Consider the following 14,059-nt stretch of genomic DNA (forward strand, 5'->3'; position numbering starts at 1 on the left):
GCGCCGGCGCGGCGCACGCTATTGCCACGCCGAAGGGATTCGCGCGAGTGCCCCGGACCGATGTCGGAGGCAACACTGCACTGTCCGTCCCCGAGCCGGGCCCTGACCGCCGGCGCGATCGCGCTGGCCGTTATTTCACCGGCTCTAGACCCTGTTGAGCACGCCGCCGAGGCTGTGCCGCCCGCCAACCCGGTCGGTCCCGAGAACTTCCGTCTGGAGGAGCGCACCAAGACTGCCGAGCGTGCTTCCCGCGCCACCCCCCGGCGCTTTTCGCTGGCCCGCCGGGCCGCGCCCGAGGCCCGGCTCCGGGCCAACCCGTTCGCCGCTCCCGACGGCGGCCAGGCCCTGCGTACGGCCGTGGAGCTGGCCGTCGTGGACGAGCGGGAGGCCCTGCGTCTGCCCGAGACACAGGCCGCGGTCGACGTCCGGAACAGCCTGCGGGGCGATCCGGCCCAGGTCGACGAGGCCCTCCCGGTCGAGGCCGACACGGACGCCCTGCTGGCGGCGGCCGAGCGGACCGCTCGCGAGCTCGCCGCCCGCCGGGCCCTGAAGGAGCGCAAGGCCAAGCTGCGCGCTCTGCGGGACGCTCAGCGGGTCGCGGAGCTGGCGGCCGAGAGCCCGGGAGCTTTCGACCGGACCTACAGCCGGAGTTTCGACCGGACCTACAACCGGAGCTACAGCCGGAGTTACGACCGGAACTCGTCGCGCCAACTGCGCTCGGTGACCGTCCGGCACGCGCAGTCCAAGCCCCAGGGGCAGCGGGTCATGCAGCTGGGCAGCGGGATGACCGCGGTCATCGCATTCGCCCGGTCCCAGGTCGGCAAGCGTTACGTGAGCGGCGGCATGGGGCCGGGTGGCTTCGACTGCTCCGGCTTCACCAAGCGGGCGTACGCCCTGGCCGGCATCCGCCTGCCGCACTCGTCCGGCGCGCAGGCGGCCCGTTCACGGTCCGTCTCGCGGGCCCAGGCCCGCGCCGGCGACCTGGTCGTCGGGCCCGGCCACGTCGGCATCTACATGGGCCGCGGCATGATGATCGACGCCGGCAACCACCGTACGGGCGTGGTCTACCGCAAGGTGTACTCCGGCCTGCGTACGGCGCGCATTGCCCGCTGACCGTACGAACTGACCCTGTCCTGCTGTCTCAGCGGGGCAGGGTCAGTCGCACGGAGGTACCCTCCCCGGGCTCGCTCTCCAGGTGCACGCTGCCGTGGTGCGCGTCGACGATCGACTTGACGATGGCCAGGCCGAGACCGGGGCCCTGAGCCGCCATCACCTCGGCCGCCGTGCACCGGTAGAACCGGTCGAAGACGTGCGGCAGCTCCTCGGCCGCGATGCCCACCCCGGTGTCGGTGATCAGCAGCTCGGGCTCGCCCTCGGCGATCGAGTCGACCGTGATCTCGCCGTCCGGCTGGGTGAACTTGATGGCGTTGACCAGCAGGTGGTTGAGCACCTGGGCCAGCCGCTTGGCGTCGCCGCGGGCCGGCACCGGGTGGGCCGTGCGGTCGCGCAGTTTGACCCCGCGGTGCTCGGCCAGCGCCCGGCAGGCGGTCACCGCCTGGTGCGCGAGGTCGGCCAGATCCACCTCGGCCAGGTCGAGCTGGATGCGGTCCTCGGTCATCTTGGCCACCATCAGCAGCTCGTCGATGAGCCGCAGCAGCCGGTCGGAGTTGCGCGACATCACCGACAGGAAGCGGCGCGAGGTCTCGGCGTCGAAGTCGTCCTCGAGCAGCATCTCGAGATAGCCGCGGATGGTCGACAGCGGCGTCCGCAGCTCGTGGCTGACGGTGGCCAGGAACGTGTCCTTCATCCGGTCGACCTGACGCATCCGGTCGGCGATCTCGCCCGCGTGCCGGGCGTATCGCCGCAGCTCCAGCTGCACCGACGCGTGCCGGGCCAGGCTGCGCAGGGCCCGCCGCTGCGCAGTGGTGAGCACCCGGGGCTCCCGGTCGAGAACACAAACCGTTCCCACCGCGTACGTGCCATCGAGCACCACCGGCGCACCGGCGTAGAACCGGATGCCGAGCGACTCGATCCCCGGGTTGTCGGCGAACCGGTCGTCCTGTCTCGCGTCCGGCACCTCGAGCAGGTCGTGCGAGGTGATCGTGTGCGCGCAGAAGGAGAGGTCGCGGGGCATCCCGACGAGTTCCGTGCCGACCTTGGCCTTGAGCCACTGCCGGTCGCGGTCGACGAGGCTGACCAGACCCACCGGCGTGCCACAGATCTGCGACGCGAGCAGGGCGATGTCGTCGAAGTCCTCTTCCGGCCCGGTGTCGAGCACCTGAGCGTCGTGCAGGGCCGCGAGCCGGCCGGGCTCATCGGGAGGCAAAGGAGCCCTCATCTCCCGATCGTCTCACTCCCCGCACCCGATATGGCCTGATTCGTCGGACAGCTGCGGGCGTACGTCCTGGAACAGCAGTCGGCACCCGCATCGAGTGCGGGTGCCGACTTGCTATCTCGACCAGACGCGGGGATCTCTGCCGCTCACACCCGGTCGGATGTCAGACAGAAGCATCACCCGGCCCCCCGGTTTACGTACGCACCAGCTGTGCGTCCGCCCGATCGGGTGACAGCGCGCCGTCACGTGAGCGAAAGGCGGGCGATACGTGGACGGACTACTGTTCGTGCGGAGAAGGTCCGAATCTCGCCGGAGGACATCGCCATGAGCCTCGACCGCGCCGAAGCCCCGGATCCGTACGACATCCTGCCTCCGGTCCCGGCCTTCACGCTGACCAGCACCGATGTGACCGACGGGCGGCCGCTCGACGAGTTGTTCGCGCACACCAGCGCCGGCGGCAAGAACCTCTCGCCCCAGCTCGCGTGGTCCGGTTTCCCGGCCGAGACCCGCGGATTCGCCGTCACCTGTTTCGACCCGGACGCGCCGACCGGCAGCGGCTTCTGGCACTGGGTGCTGGTCAACCTGCCGGCCTCGACGACCGAGCTGCCACGCGGCGTCGATCCCCTGCCCGACGACGCGTTCTGCGTCCGCAACGACTACGGCGAGCGCACTTACGGCGGGTCCGCCCCGCCGCCCGGCGACCGGCCCCACCGCTACGTCTTCGCGGTGCACGCCATCGACGTCGACAAGCTCGAGGTGCCGGCCGAGGCCACGCCCGCCTACGTCGGCTTCAACCTGGCCTTCCACACGCTGGCCCGCGCCACCGTGCGGCCGACCTTCCAGGTCAAGGCCTGATTTCCCGTACGACAGTGAGGCGCGCGAAAAGGCCGCCGGAGTGACCCGGCGGCCTGGTGCGGTGTCGTGTCAGGCGGAGGGCGTGCGCGCCACGACGAAGACGGACTGCCCGAACGGCGGCTTCATGATGCTCTCGGCCGCCTTGGTCACCGGCAGCACGAGCGAGTCGTACACCTTGACCATCGGGCCCTCCTTCGGCGCCAGCTTGAAGATGCTGGTCGCGCCGTAGTAGCCGATGAGGCCGAGCGCGTTCGCGTAGTGCAGCTTCTCGATCTCGAGACCGGCGTCGCTCATCGCCGCGCGCATCGTCTTCTTGGTGTAGCGGCGGATGTGCCCGGTCGCGATGTCGACGTTGCTCATCGCGAACATGAAGGCGGGCACGATGATGATGACCCGGCCACCGGGGCGCACCAGGTCGGCCATGCTGCGCAGGGCGCCGACGTGGTCCTCGATGTGCTCGAGCACGTTGTACGACACGGCGGCGCTGTACTCGCCGTTCGCGTCGGGCGACGGCAGCAGCATCTGCCGCACGTCGATGTTCGGGTAGTCGGCCATGCGCTCCTTGAGCAGCACGAGCCGGTCCGGGTCGGCTTCGGTCGCCGTGAACCGCGGGAGGTGCTCCGCCCACTCGATCGCGTAATCCCCGAGACCGCTACCGATCTCGATCGGGTTGTCCCCGAGGTACGGAAGAGCGAGCTCGACGAACCACCGGCGGTGGTTCACGGCCGTGGCGAGGCCTTCGAGCACTTCGGACTGGATCCGCTGGTCTCCAGTGATGTCTGCCATATGTAAGGTTCCCTCGTCTTGCCGATCCGAGCTGACAGCGGGACCGGACGAGTTAACCATCCGGCGCGCGTATCCGAAAGTTGAGGCCGTCCTCGGCCCGCATTATTTGCCTGATTGATACATGGCGAACCTGGGTACTCCCGCCGGTTCGGCCCCGAATACGACGTTCATATCGGCTCGATCACGCGTGGGCAGCTCGTCACAGCAACGTTACCAACCTCGGTTAGGCTCGCCCACGCTATGACGATTACGGGTATTGACTCGACAGGCCAGCCGGCTGGCGGGAACGTGCTGCCGCCCCGTCAAGTGACCGAAGCCGACGAGCTCGAAGCCGAGCTGATCGCGCTCGGCGCAGACGCTCCGACGACCTCTCCGACCACGGTCGAGCCCGACGTCGAAGCGGCTCCGGAGCAGGTCGGGAGGCCTGCTAAACCCTGGTGGCGGCGCCGGCCGGACTGGCGCGACATGGTGGCGGCAGCGACGTTCGTCGTTGTCGCGTTCTATCTCACAGCGCCGTTGTGGCTGAATCTCGATCATCAGTTGCGCGACGATCCGCAGGATCAGGCTTTCTTTGAGTGGATGCTGGCGCATGGTGCCCGCGTGCTCACCGATGGCGCATATCCGTTCTTCTCCGATCGCATGAATTACCCCGATGGGGTGAACATGATGGCCAACACCTCGGTGTTGGCCATATCGCTGCCGATGACGCCGGTCACGCTGTTGTTCGGCCCCCATGTGTCGTTCAACTTATTTCTCACTCTGGCGTTGGCACTCACCGGTATCTCGTGGTATTTCGTGCTCTCCCGCGCGTTCGTCTCATCGCGACTCGCGGCCTGGGTCGGCGCTCTCTTCTGCACCTTTGCCCCGAGCATGGTTTCGCACGCCGGCGGTCACCCGAACATCGTCTCGCAATTCCTGGTCCCGCTGATCATCTGGCGCACGCTGCGCCTGCGGCAGCCCGGCCGGGCCGTGCGAAACGGCCTGATCATGGCCGCGCTGCTGATCTGGCAGGCGTTCATCAACCTCGAGATCCTCTTCATGACGGCGGTCGGACTGGGCGTGTTCTGCCTGATCCTGGCCATCTCGCGGCGCAAGACGCACCCCGGCGAGACCCGCCGGTTCCTGCGGGGCCTGGCCGTGGCCGGCACCGTCACGCTGGCCGTCCTGGCCTACCCGTTGGCAGTCCAGTTCTTCGGTCCGCAGAGTTACCACGGCCTGCCGCAGTTCGTCCGCAACTTCGGCGCCGACCTGGGCTCGTTCACCGCCTATTCGAGCCACTCCATTGCCGGTAATGCGGTGATCGCCGAACGACTGGCCCAGAACCCGGCCGAGGAAAATGCGTTCTTCGGCTGGGGTCTGATGATTCTCTTCGTCGGTCTGCTGGTCTGGATGCGCCGTTCGGTGGCGGTTCTCACGTTGGGCGGGATCGCGGTTCTGTTCGCGGCGATGTCGCTCGGACCGCGTATTTTCCTGAACGGCATCAACACTGGCATCCCCGGCATCTGGGCTGTTCTGCACAGCGTTCCGGTGCTCAACTCGGCCGTGCCGACCCGGTGGGCCATGGCCATCGCGCCGATCGTGGGCATCCTGCTCGCCCTCGGGGTGCAGCGCGCCATCGACCTCATCCGCGCCCAGCCGGCCGCCCGCGGCCCGGTTCGGGTCGCGATGATCACGGCCGTCGCCATGGCGCTCGTGCCCCTCGTACCGGTGCCGCTCAAGACGGCCCCGATGGCGCCGGTCCCCGAGTTCGTGACGTCGGGCGCCTGGAAGCAGTTCGTCGACGACAACCACACGGTCGTCGCGTTGCCGCTGCCCGACTCGAGCTACCCCGACCCGCTGCGCTGGACCGCGGTGACCGGCCAGGACATGCGCATCGCCGGGGCGTACGCGTTGCTGCCCAACCAGAACCCGCTCAACCCGGGCGACCGCACCGCGCTGTTCGCGCCGCCGTGGCGCCCGACCAGCGGCCTGATGGCCTCGATCCGCCAGGGCAACCCGATCCCCGAGATCAACGACACCCGCCGCGAGATGACGCTGGCCGACCTGCGCTATTGGAAGGCGGGCGCGGTCGTGCTGACCCCCCAGGTCCGCGACATCGAGATGCTGCGCACCATGACCGGCCTGCTCGGCTACCAGCCCACCTGGACCGGCGGCGCCTGGGTCTGGGACGTCCGCCACCTGGTCGACGACCCCGACGCCGTCTTGACCGGCCCCGACATCGGCTGAAAACCCTCGTACGGCGTCATGCCCCCAGTCGGGCGTGACGCCGACCAGGGTGCCGGAATGGCGAGCCGCATTGGGGACATGGTGATCGACTGCGGCGATCCCGAGGTCATGGCCCGAGGGCAACGAGTTCTGCCTGATGTCCAAGCGGATCCCGGCCGAGCCCGAGCCCTTCCGCGACTTAAAAGGCCTCGATGGGGCCGTGGGAGCCGGCGGCGTAGGCCAGGTCTTGCATCAGGCGCAGGATGCGGGGCCAGTGCCGCTGGACGATGAGGTCGGCTTCGACCAGCAGTTCGTCGCGGGACTTGGTTGCGTCGACCAGGGCCTTTTCCAGGGCGCCCTTGTGGTTGCCGGTCAGCCAGTCGAGGTTCTCGTCGCTGTCGTGGCCCAGCGCCTGCAGGTAGCGGACTGACGCCGAGAGTGAGCCGAGCTCGGTCAGCGCGGCGAAGTCAGGGCCGGCCGAGCCGTCCTTCTCGTACAACACAGAGCCCATGAAGATGCCGGGCGGCGCGGGCTGGATCTCGTGGACCCTGGCGCCCAGATGCACGCTGACGATGCTGCGCCCGGCCAGGCCCGCGAGCAGGATGCCGGTCGAGATCTCGTCGACCTTGGCCGGCTGCAGGACGTCAGCCGGGTAGGCGACGACCAGGGGGCCGGCGCCACCCACGAATTGGAAGGGTCTCACGCAAGGCACTGTAGAACTATCGCCGAACCGCTTCGACGCCGGAGGCCTGTCAGCTTTTGATGCAGCAACCCTTGCAGACCTTGGGCTGGGGGAGGGTGAAGGCCAGGCAGCAGGTCTTGCGCTGGACGTCGAGCTTGCCGGTGGCGTCGGGGAACAGTTCGATCAGGTCTTCGACGCCGAGGGCGCGGTTCAGCTGGGCGATGGTCTCGACCGAGCGGCCGGGCAGGACGTCGGCCGAGCGCAGGACCCCGTACGCGACGCCGGACGAGAGCGAGCCCAGCAGCGTGCGCTGGCCCAGGCGGACCTGGCCGTGGAGGGCGTCGAGCAGCGGGGTCAGGTGTTCGTCGAGCAGGGAGCGCCGCAGTTCGGCCAGCAGCTCGGTCTCGTCGGCGACGACCCGCACCTGGGGGTGGCCGGCCAGGGCGATCGGGTCGCCAGGGAGCACTGCGACCGGGATGTCGGCCCGCAGGCCCAGGGTGACCAGCGGGCGCGGGTCGGCGAAGTGCACGAGCACGTCGTCGGCGGTGAGCAGCGGGACACGGCGGGCCGAGGCCCAGCCCAGCACGGCCGGCAGGGCCAGCCAGTACGTGTACGCCTTCCAGGCCAGCGCGGCCGCGGCGTGGGGCTGCGCGCTCCAGCGACGGCGGGCCGAGTCGAGCAGGGTGGTGAGGTTGTCGCCGGTGAGGGTGCGGGCCGGGAGCCAGCCGGTGGTGTCGTGGACGAGCAGGTCGGGCGCAACCCCGGGCAACTCGGTGCTGGTGCCGAACATGGCGCGCAGGGTCGCCGTGACCGGGCCCAGGGGCTGGGGTGCGGTGACGGTGCGTGTCGCGCGGTCGAGAGCAGTGGTCACAGTGTGTGTCCGCTCTGCGGCGCCAGCGTAACCGTGGTCACCGCATTCACCTCGCCGAATAGATAGGGACCACGGCGGCCGATACGCCTCCGTGACGACGACCAACCGTACACCTCTTAGGCTAGCCTAACCAAGTAGAACTTTCGGACGAATACCCTACGCAAGGGTTACCTAACCCGCCGCGCGTACGTTGCCTGGTTCGTCAAGGTATCTGTCGTGTACTCGCTACTAGCACCATCCGGACACCAGCGGCGGCGACACTGAAATTCTCGTCGCGAAGGGGACATCGATGATGACCACCTCGCCCGTCGAGCGGGCCGCTGATCAATTTGTGACGGCGTTGGCGCACTGGCGGGTCGAACGCGGCATGAGCAAGAAGCAGCTCGCCGCACGCATGGGCTTCGACCCTTCCTATGTGAGCCACGTCGAGGGGCGGCGACATAAGCCGACCGAAGACTTCGCCCGGCGGGCCGAGGCGGTGCTCGGCGCGGGCGGGGTCATCTGGCAGCGCTTCCAGGAGTATGACGAGCTGCGGCATGCGCGCGGCACGGCCCTGCACCGCGATCCCCCCGTACCGGTGCAGTGGTTGCCCCCGGGCACCGGGCTGATCGTCGAACGGGAGGTGGCCGAGCTCCGGTACGCCGACGGCACCTACCGCTGCCGGGTGCGGCGTGCGCTCTACAACGCCGGCTCCGAGCCCGTCACCCGCTACCTGGTGAAGATCGCGGTCGACCGCTACCCGAACGACCCCAGCGGCTCGAACCGCCATCACCGGGAACACCCGCTGAGCTTCGACGAGATGGCGTTCAACGCCTGCGCCGGCGAGGGCGACGCGGTCGAGCCGATGGACTGGCGGATCAAGCTCGACCGGGACGCCAGCAAAGAGGTGTGGCTGCTGTTCGCCAACGAGGGCGGCCAGTTCGCGCTCTATCCGGGCGAGCGGACCACCATCCAGTACGAATACACCGTCGGCGTGGAGAAGTGGGGCCAGTGGTTCCAGCGGGCCGTGCGGCTGCCCACCCGCCGCCTCACCGTCCGCCTCGACTTCCCCGCGTCGTTCGACCCGCAGGTCTGGGGCGTCGAAACGTCCCTGGCGGCTGAAGTTCCCGTGCGTACGCCGATGGAGCGCCACGACGACAGCGACCGCGCGGTCTTCGAGTGGTCGACCGACACGCCGCAGCTCAACGCCCGCTACCGGCTCGAATGGCGGTTCCGCGGGGTCGGCGCGCCCCCCTTCCCGGCGCTGGCGCCCGCGAGCAACGGCAACGGGCAGCCCCGCGCGTCGGGCCAGATGCGCGGCATCGGCATCGTGCAGCGCGGCTCCGAGCTGCTGCGACAGCGGGCCCGGCACTACCAGCTTCCCCGCGAGGAGCTCGAGGCCCGCGAGGTGGTGGCGGCGCTGCGGGCGGCACTGGCCCGGCTCGAGCAGGTGCACGACTTCACCAAGGGCGTCGGGCTGTCGGCGCCGCAGATCGGCCGCTCGGCCGCCGTGGCCGTGGTGCGTTCGGCCGAACTCGACGCCGAACCCCAGGTGCTGATCAACCCGCGGGTGGTCGGCGAGTCGGCCGACCGGGACGAGCAGTACGAGGGCTGCCTGTCGTTCTTCGACTACCGCGGTCTGGTCCGGCGGCCGCTGCGGCTCGACGTGGAGCACGCCCGGCCCGACGGCACGCGGGTGACCACGACGTTCGAGCGGGCGATGGCCCGGCTGGTCGCGCACGAGATCGACCACCTCGAGGGCCGGCTCTACGTCGACCGGATGAACGCCGAGTCCAGCCTGGTGCCGGACTACCACCAGAGCGGGCGGCCCTGGGTCTACTAGCGCCTCAGAGGTCGGAGAAGCTGTCGTACTTCACGCGGATCGACGGCACCTGCAGTTCGGTGAGCGTCTTCAGGGTGGCCTTGACCATCGGGCCCGAGCCGCTCACGAAGAAGTCGTGCTCGCTCCACGGGCCGTAGCGGGCCACGACGTCCGAGATGTTGCCCTGCTCGCCAGGGAAGGTGGGGTCGTCGCTGCACGCGGTCACGACCGACAACCACGGGTAGCGCGCGGCCAGCCGGTTCAGCTCGGCCAGGTCGTACAGATCCTCGCGGTTGCGGGCCCCGAAGAAGACGTGCACCCAGCGGGTCCGGTTGTAGCGGGTCAGCTCCTCGAGCAATGACTTGACCGGGGCCAGTCCGGTGCCGCCGGCGACGAAGACGGTGTCGCGGGTCGAGCGGCGGTCCAGGTTCATCGTGCCCATGGGGGCGGCCAGACGAACCATGTCGCCGACCTCGAGGCGACGGACGAGAGCACTGCTTACCCAGCCGGCGCCGATGGCTCGTACGTGAAATTCCAGGGTGTTGTCCCGACGGGGAGCGTTGGCGATCGAGTACGGGCGCCACAGCCGCGGTTGTATTCGGGGGCATTCGATGCTGACGTACTGGCCGGCCCGGAAGTCCAGGGGTTGCATGGGTTGAACGGTGAAGACCGAGATGTCGGTGGCGCGGCGTTCGTGGGCCACCACCTCGGCGTACCAGTAAGGGGGCTCGCTGTCGGAGTCGGCGCCCTGAATCATGACCGAGGCGATCTTGGCGTACGCGTCGGCCCAGGCCTGGTCGTACTCGACGCTCCACTGCTCGCCGGCGTACGTCCGCATCGCCTCGATCAATGCGCCCCCCACGACCTCGTAGTGTTCTGGTTCCACGTGGAACTTGCGATGATCACGACCGAGCCCGCGCAGGTACGCGGTGAACTTGTCGGCGTCGTCGATGGATTGCACCGCGGTGACGATCGCGTTCAGCAGCCGCGACCGCTGCACGTCCATGTGCACCGGGAAGAGATCCCGCAGGTCCGGGTAGGACAAAAAGATGCGCGCGTAGAAGTAGCCGGCGACCTTGTCCTGTTGCTCCTCGACTAGGCTCCAGCTCTCTTTGAGCAAGCGTCCGAGGTCTCCCATGCATTCAGGGTGGTCAGATCAGTCAGATTGACGACGCACGGCTCGTGCGACTCATCTCAATTCATCCGCGGGAGACCGTTCCCTAGAGTTGGCGGGTGACCCTTGATCGCCAGCAGGCCACTCGGCCGATCCTCACCGCCGAGATCATCATCGTTCTCCTGCTGTCGCTGGGGCAGAGCGCGATCTACTCGGTTGTCTCGATCATCGCGAAGCTGACGGCCGACCAGCCGCTGTCGCAGCAGGCCGCGGTGCTCAACGCGTCCCGCTCGGCCCGCCCGTATCTCGACCTCACGTACCAGTTGCTGGGCATCGCCTTCGACCTGATGCCGGTCGTGCTGGTGCTCTATCTGTTGCTGCGCGACCACATCTCGCCGCGCCGCGAGCTCGGCCTGTCGTTCAACCGGCCGGGTTTCGACTGGGGCTGGGGCGCGTTGCTGGCCGCGGGCATCGGCATTCCCGGGCTGCTATTGGTGTACGTGGCCAAGCTGCTCGGCATCAACGCCGACATCGTGCCGGCCGCCCTTCAACCCGTGTGGTGGGCGGTGCCGGTGCTGATCCTGGCCGCGGTGAAGAACGCCGTACTCGAAGAAGTGATCGTCGTCGGCTACCTGATGACCCGCCTGCGGCAGTGGGGCATGTCGACGGTGGCGATCATCGCGTGCTCGGCGCTGCTGCGCGGGTCGTACCACCTTTATCAGGGTTTCGGGGCTTTTATCGGCAACGCGGTTATGGGGGTGGTGTTCGCCCTGTTCTTCCTCAAGTACAAGCGCGTGATGCCGCTGATCGTGGCGCACACGCTGCTGGATGTGGTGGCTTTCGTGGGTTACACGGCCCTGCCCGAGTCGTGGCTGAGCTGGGTCTGACCCTTCCGGTAGTACGAGGTGGCACGGGCGGTGGTGGCCTGGGCGGCCGTGGTGCTCGAGAGGAACGCGGCCAGCAGGCTGGCGCCGGGATAGGCGCGGTTGATCGACCGCAGGGCCGTCCAGGCGGCGGCCTGCGGGATGACCAGACGGCTGAGGCGCCAGACGGCGTCGCCGCTGGGTGCGCCCTGAGTGTCGCGAGCGGCGGCTTTGAGGGCTGCTTCGGCTTCCGCGGCCGTCTCGTGCACACCGGTGATCACCAGCAGGTCGACGGCCCGCCGCGGGTCGGTCGGGTCGAGACCGTAGGCGGCGGCCAGATGCAGCACCAGCTCGGCGTCGGTGAGCGCTCGGCCGGCCAGAAGAGCAATTGCCGCGTACGAGCCTGAAACCGCCCCGAAGACGCTCGTGAGCGCGCCGAAGCGGGTGAACTGCCGACCGGCCAGCCGCGCCAGGGCGGCCGGTCCCGCGGTCGGGTAGTCGGCGCTGGTGGCCGCGGCCCACTGCTGAGCGCGCGGCCCGATGATCTCGACCGCGGCCAGCGCGAGATGCTCAGGCGCGTGCACGGGGTCGGACACGAGCTTCGCCCACCGATCCCCACCCCACGTCTCGACCTGCGACTCCCTTACCGGCCGCACCTCCGCTTCCTGCGGCTTGGCTGCTGGTGCCTTTGTCGGCTGCGCCTCCACTGCCTGCGACCTGGCCGCCGGTGCCTCCGTTAGCTGTGCCTCCAGTGCTGGTGCCTGTGTCGCCTGCGCCATCACCGTCGGCGTCTTGGCCGCGGGTGCCCGAGTTGGCTGCGCCTCATCTGACGGGGTCTGGGCCTCGGTGGCTTGGCCCTCTGTTGCCTGCGTGCCTGCTGCCGGGGCCTGTGTTGCCGCCCGGGCCGGCGCTTCAGCGAGCTCGGCGTCCGCTTTCGTGGCGTCGTTCTCAAGATCAAGATCCGAGGCGTTCTTGTGCCCGTCGGCTGGCCTTGTGTGCTTGATCACCGAAGCGTCTTCCGCCGTCCTTTCCTTTTCTCTGGGCGTAGGGACAGCAGAAGCGCTGGTTGCTGCCGTTGCCTCGGGCCGCGCGGGCTCAACAGGAGTGACGTCACCAGTCGACGGCCGCACCGTCGGCGCCGGCGCGGCGGGCGGCACGTTCACCGCACTTGCCGCCGGGCGTTCCGCGCCTGTTTTCGCAGACCCAGGCCCCACTGAAGGCGCGGCATCCGCAGCCCTCTTCGCGGGCCGGGGCCGGGCCGTCTTCGGCGGCGCACCCTTGGCCGGGGCCGGCCTCGCTGCTGCCGCCGTCGCCGGGGTAGCGCCCGCTGGGGCGGCCGGCTTCGCCGCGGCAGAGCCTGACTGTGCTGTCTTCGATGGGCCAGTTCGGGCCGAAGGCGTGCTTGCCGGCGTGCTTGCCGGCGCCGTCTTGGCCGGGGGCGGACTCGCTGTGGTTACTTCTTTCGGAGCGGAGTCGGCCGGGGCTGTCGTGGCCTGGGTGTTTTGTGCCGGAGACGGATCGGCGGGCGCAGGGTCGGCCGGCCTCGGGGGCGCTGCCTTGGCCGGGTTTGCCCTGGGGGGAGCGGCCTTCCTCGGCGCTGCCTTACGCGGCGCGGACTCCGGCGGAGTGGCCTTGACGGGATTGGCTCTTTTAGCGCGCGGCGGCCTCTTCGCCGGCGGCATGGTTCCCTCAGACGTGGGCGAACTTGGCTGCGGCGAACCCTTGCGCGGCGGCTGCGGGGAAGACTCCGTACCCGCTTGAGGGTGATTTTCGGCACCCGGCGGCTGGAACGTGACCGGCGGCGGCGCCTTGGCCGGCCGGCGCGGCGCACGCTCACCGGGAGACTTGTCCGGCGGCGTCTCGCCCGCCGTCTCGAACGGCGCCCGCGACGGCCGAGCGCGCGAAGCCTTGCGAGGATCAGTGGGCGAGATCTCCTCCATGCCGCAGCAGCCTAGCCTCCAAAGCGTCATTTCACCTGTTGGAGACACCTCCGACCCACCCGCCGCGCGCAAGGATGGCAACCTCTTTGTGCGGCGCCGAGCGGGTCCGGTATCCTCAACCGTCGGTGGCCTTCACGGGCCGCCGGGGAGACTTCGCCTAGTCTGGTCTATGGCGCCGCACTGCTAATGCGGTTGGGGTTTTAAAGCCCCTCCCGGGTTCGAATCCCGGAGTCTCCGCGTGCAGAGCCGGTGTGTATGCTGGCAAAGCACCGAGCGCCCGTAGCTCAATGGATAGAGCATCTGACTACGGATCAGAAGGTTAGGGGTTCGAGTCCCTTCGGGCGCACAGCAACATTGGAAGGCCTGAGCTGCGGAAACGCGGTTCAGGCCTTTCCTGTTTTCCGTCGTTTTCGGACGGTGGGTGCGACGTGGTGCAGTACCAGAGACGGCGTCCCGCCTGGCCTGGAGTGACCCCTTCGAATTGCCGTTCGGCCTTCGGAAATTTTGCGACGCTCAACCGCGCCGAGGGATCATGCGTCGTGATCACCCGTGGTACGGGTTCGGGTGTTAAGGGGGCTGCGGTTGTGGCGGGCGGGGTCGAGGTGGG

General features: G+C 69.0%; 11 protein-coding genes and 2 tRNA genes. 7 read left to right on the forward strand and 6 right to left on the reverse strand.

What is annotated here, in order from left to right:
* The first annotated feature begins 60 nt into the window (after nt 1-60).
* The gene (locus M1L60_RS32800; RefSeq protein WP_253241432.1) at nt 61-1,113 is read left to right on the forward strand and encodes a C40 family peptidase; all 1,053 of its coding nucleotides are present in this window, start codon (nt 61-63) and stop codon (nt 1,111-1,113) included.
* Nucleotides 1,114-1,141: 28 nt separating this feature from the next.
* On the opposite strand, the gene M1L60_RS32805 is transcribed toward M1L60_RS32800, so the two are convergent.
* The gene (locus M1L60_RS32805; RefSeq protein WP_253241433.1) at nt 1,142-2,338 is read right to left on the reverse strand and encodes a sensor histidine kinase; all 1,197 of its coding nucleotides are present in this window, start codon (nt 2,336-2,338) and stop codon (nt 1,142-1,144) included.
* 321 nt (nt 2,339-2,659) lie between these two features.
* Between M1L60_RS32805 and M1L60_RS32810 the strand changes: the two genes are divergently transcribed.
* A complete protein-coding gene (locus M1L60_RS32810; protein ID WP_253241434.1) occupies nt 2,660-3,190 on the forward strand; it encodes a YbhB/YbcL family Raf kinase inhibitor-like protein in 531 nt (176 codons plus the stop codon).
* A gap of 69 nt (nt 3,191-3,259) precedes the next feature.
* Here the strand turns inward: M1L60_RS32810 and M1L60_RS32815 are convergent, their stop codons facing one another.
* On the reverse strand, nt 3,260-3,976 hold the full coding sequence (locus tag M1L60_RS32815; protein WP_253241435.1) for a class I SAM-dependent methyltransferase: 717 nt from the start codon (nt 3,974-3,976) through the stop codon (nt 3,260-3,262).
* Between the two features lie 306 nt (nt 3,977-4,282).
* Between M1L60_RS32815 and M1L60_RS32820 the strand changes: the two genes are divergently transcribed.
* The gene (locus M1L60_RS32820) at nt 4,283-6,202 is read left to right on the forward strand and encodes a DUF6311 domain-containing protein (RefSeq protein ID WP_438862181.1); all 1,920 of its coding nucleotides are present in this window, start codon (nt 4,283-4,285) and stop codon (nt 6,200-6,202) included.
* Nucleotides 6,203-6,380: 178 nt separating this feature from the next.
* Here M1L60_RS32820 and M1L60_RS32825 read toward each other — a convergent pair whose 3' ends face one another.
* Together M1L60_RS32825 and M1L60_RS32830 are read right to left on the reverse strand one after the other, a co-directional pair.
* On the reverse strand, nt 6,381-6,884 hold the full coding sequence (locus M1L60_RS32825; protein WP_253241437.1) for a hypothetical protein: 504 nt from the start codon (nt 6,882-6,884) through the stop codon (nt 6,381-6,383).
* A 49-nt stretch (nt 6,885-6,933) separates the two neighbouring features.
* Nucleotides 6,934-7,734 carry an IucA/IucC family C-terminal-domain containing protein gene (locus tag M1L60_RS32830; RefSeq protein WP_253241438.1) on the reverse strand — a complete coding sequence of 267 codons (801 nt, stop codon included), beginning with the start codon at nt 7,732-7,734 and terminating at the stop codon, nt 6,934-6,936.
* A gap of 292 nt (nt 7,735-8,026) precedes the next feature.
* Between M1L60_RS32830 and M1L60_RS32835 the strand changes: the two genes are divergently transcribed.
* Nucleotides 8,027-9,556 (forward strand): peptide deformylase, encoded by a 1,530-nt coding sequence (locus tag M1L60_RS32835; protein ID WP_253241504.1) that lies wholly within the window; start codon nt 8,027-8,029, stop codon nt 9,554-9,556.
* A 4-nt stretch (nt 9,557-9,560) separates the two neighbouring features.
* On the opposite strand, the gene M1L60_RS32840 is transcribed toward M1L60_RS32835, so the two are convergent.
* A complete protein-coding gene (locus M1L60_RS32840; RefSeq protein ID WP_253241439.1) occupies nt 9,561-10,673 on the reverse strand; it encodes a globin domain-containing protein in 1,113 nt (370 codons plus the stop codon).
* A gap of 95 nt (nt 10,674-10,768) precedes the next feature.
* On the opposite strand from M1L60_RS32840, the gene M1L60_RS32845 reads away from it, so the two are divergent.
* Complete coding sequence (locus tag M1L60_RS32845) at nt 10,769-11,536, forward strand: CPBP family intramembrane glutamic endopeptidase (RefSeq protein WP_253241440.1); 768 nt, start codon at nt 10,769-10,771, stop codon at nt 11,534-11,536.
* On the opposite strand, the gene M1L60_RS32850 is transcribed toward M1L60_RS32845, so the two are convergent.
* The gene (locus M1L60_RS32850; protein WP_253241441.1) at nt 11,497-12,168 is read right to left on the reverse strand and encodes a hypothetical protein; all 672 of its coding nucleotides are present in this window, start codon (nt 12,166-12,168) and stop codon (nt 11,497-11,499) included. The genes M1L60_RS32845 and M1L60_RS32850 overlap by 40 nt on opposite strands.
* A 1,430-nt stretch (nt 12,169-13,598) precedes the next feature.
* On the opposite strand from M1L60_RS32850, the gene M1L60_RS32855 reads away from it, so the two are divergent.
* Nucleotides 13,599-13,689 (forward strand) — tRNA-Ser (locus M1L60_RS32855).
* Nucleotides 13,690-13,725: 36 nt separating this feature from the next.
* Nucleotides 13,726-13,798 (forward strand) — tRNA-Arg (locus M1L60_RS32860).
* Nucleotides 13,799-14,059: the final 261 nt, after the last annotated feature.

Origin of the sequence: Paractinoplanes aksuensis, assembly GCF_024137025.1 — a bacterium.
Classification (GTDB): Bacteria; Actinomycetota; Actinomycetes; order Mycobacteriales; family Micromonosporaceae; genus Actinoplanes; species Actinoplanes aksuensis.

Coding starts and splice junctions, on each gene's coding strand:
- M1L60_RS32800 (WP_253241432.1), top strand. CDS start 61: ATGTCGGAGGCAACACTGCACTGTCCGTCCCCGAGCCGGGCCCTGACC.
- M1L60_RS32805 (WP_253241433.1), bottom strand. CDS start 2,338: ATGAGGGCTCCTTTGCCTCCCGATGAGCCCGGCCGGCTCGCGGCCCTG.
- M1L60_RS32810 (WP_253241434.1), top strand. CDS start 2,660: ATGAGCCTCGACCGCGCCGAAGCCCCGGATCCGTACGACATCCTGCCT.
- M1L60_RS32815 (WP_253241435.1), bottom strand. CDS start 3,976: ATGGCAGACATCACTGGAGACCAGCGGATCCAGTCCGAAGTGCTCGAA.
- M1L60_RS32835 (WP_253241504.1), top strand. CDS start 8,027: ATGACCACCTCGCCCGTCGAGCGGGCCGCTGATCAATTTGTGACGGCG.
- M1L60_RS32840 (WP_253241439.1), bottom strand. CDS start 10,673: ATGGGAGACCTCGGACGCTTGCTCAAAGAGAGCTGGAGCCTAGTCGAG.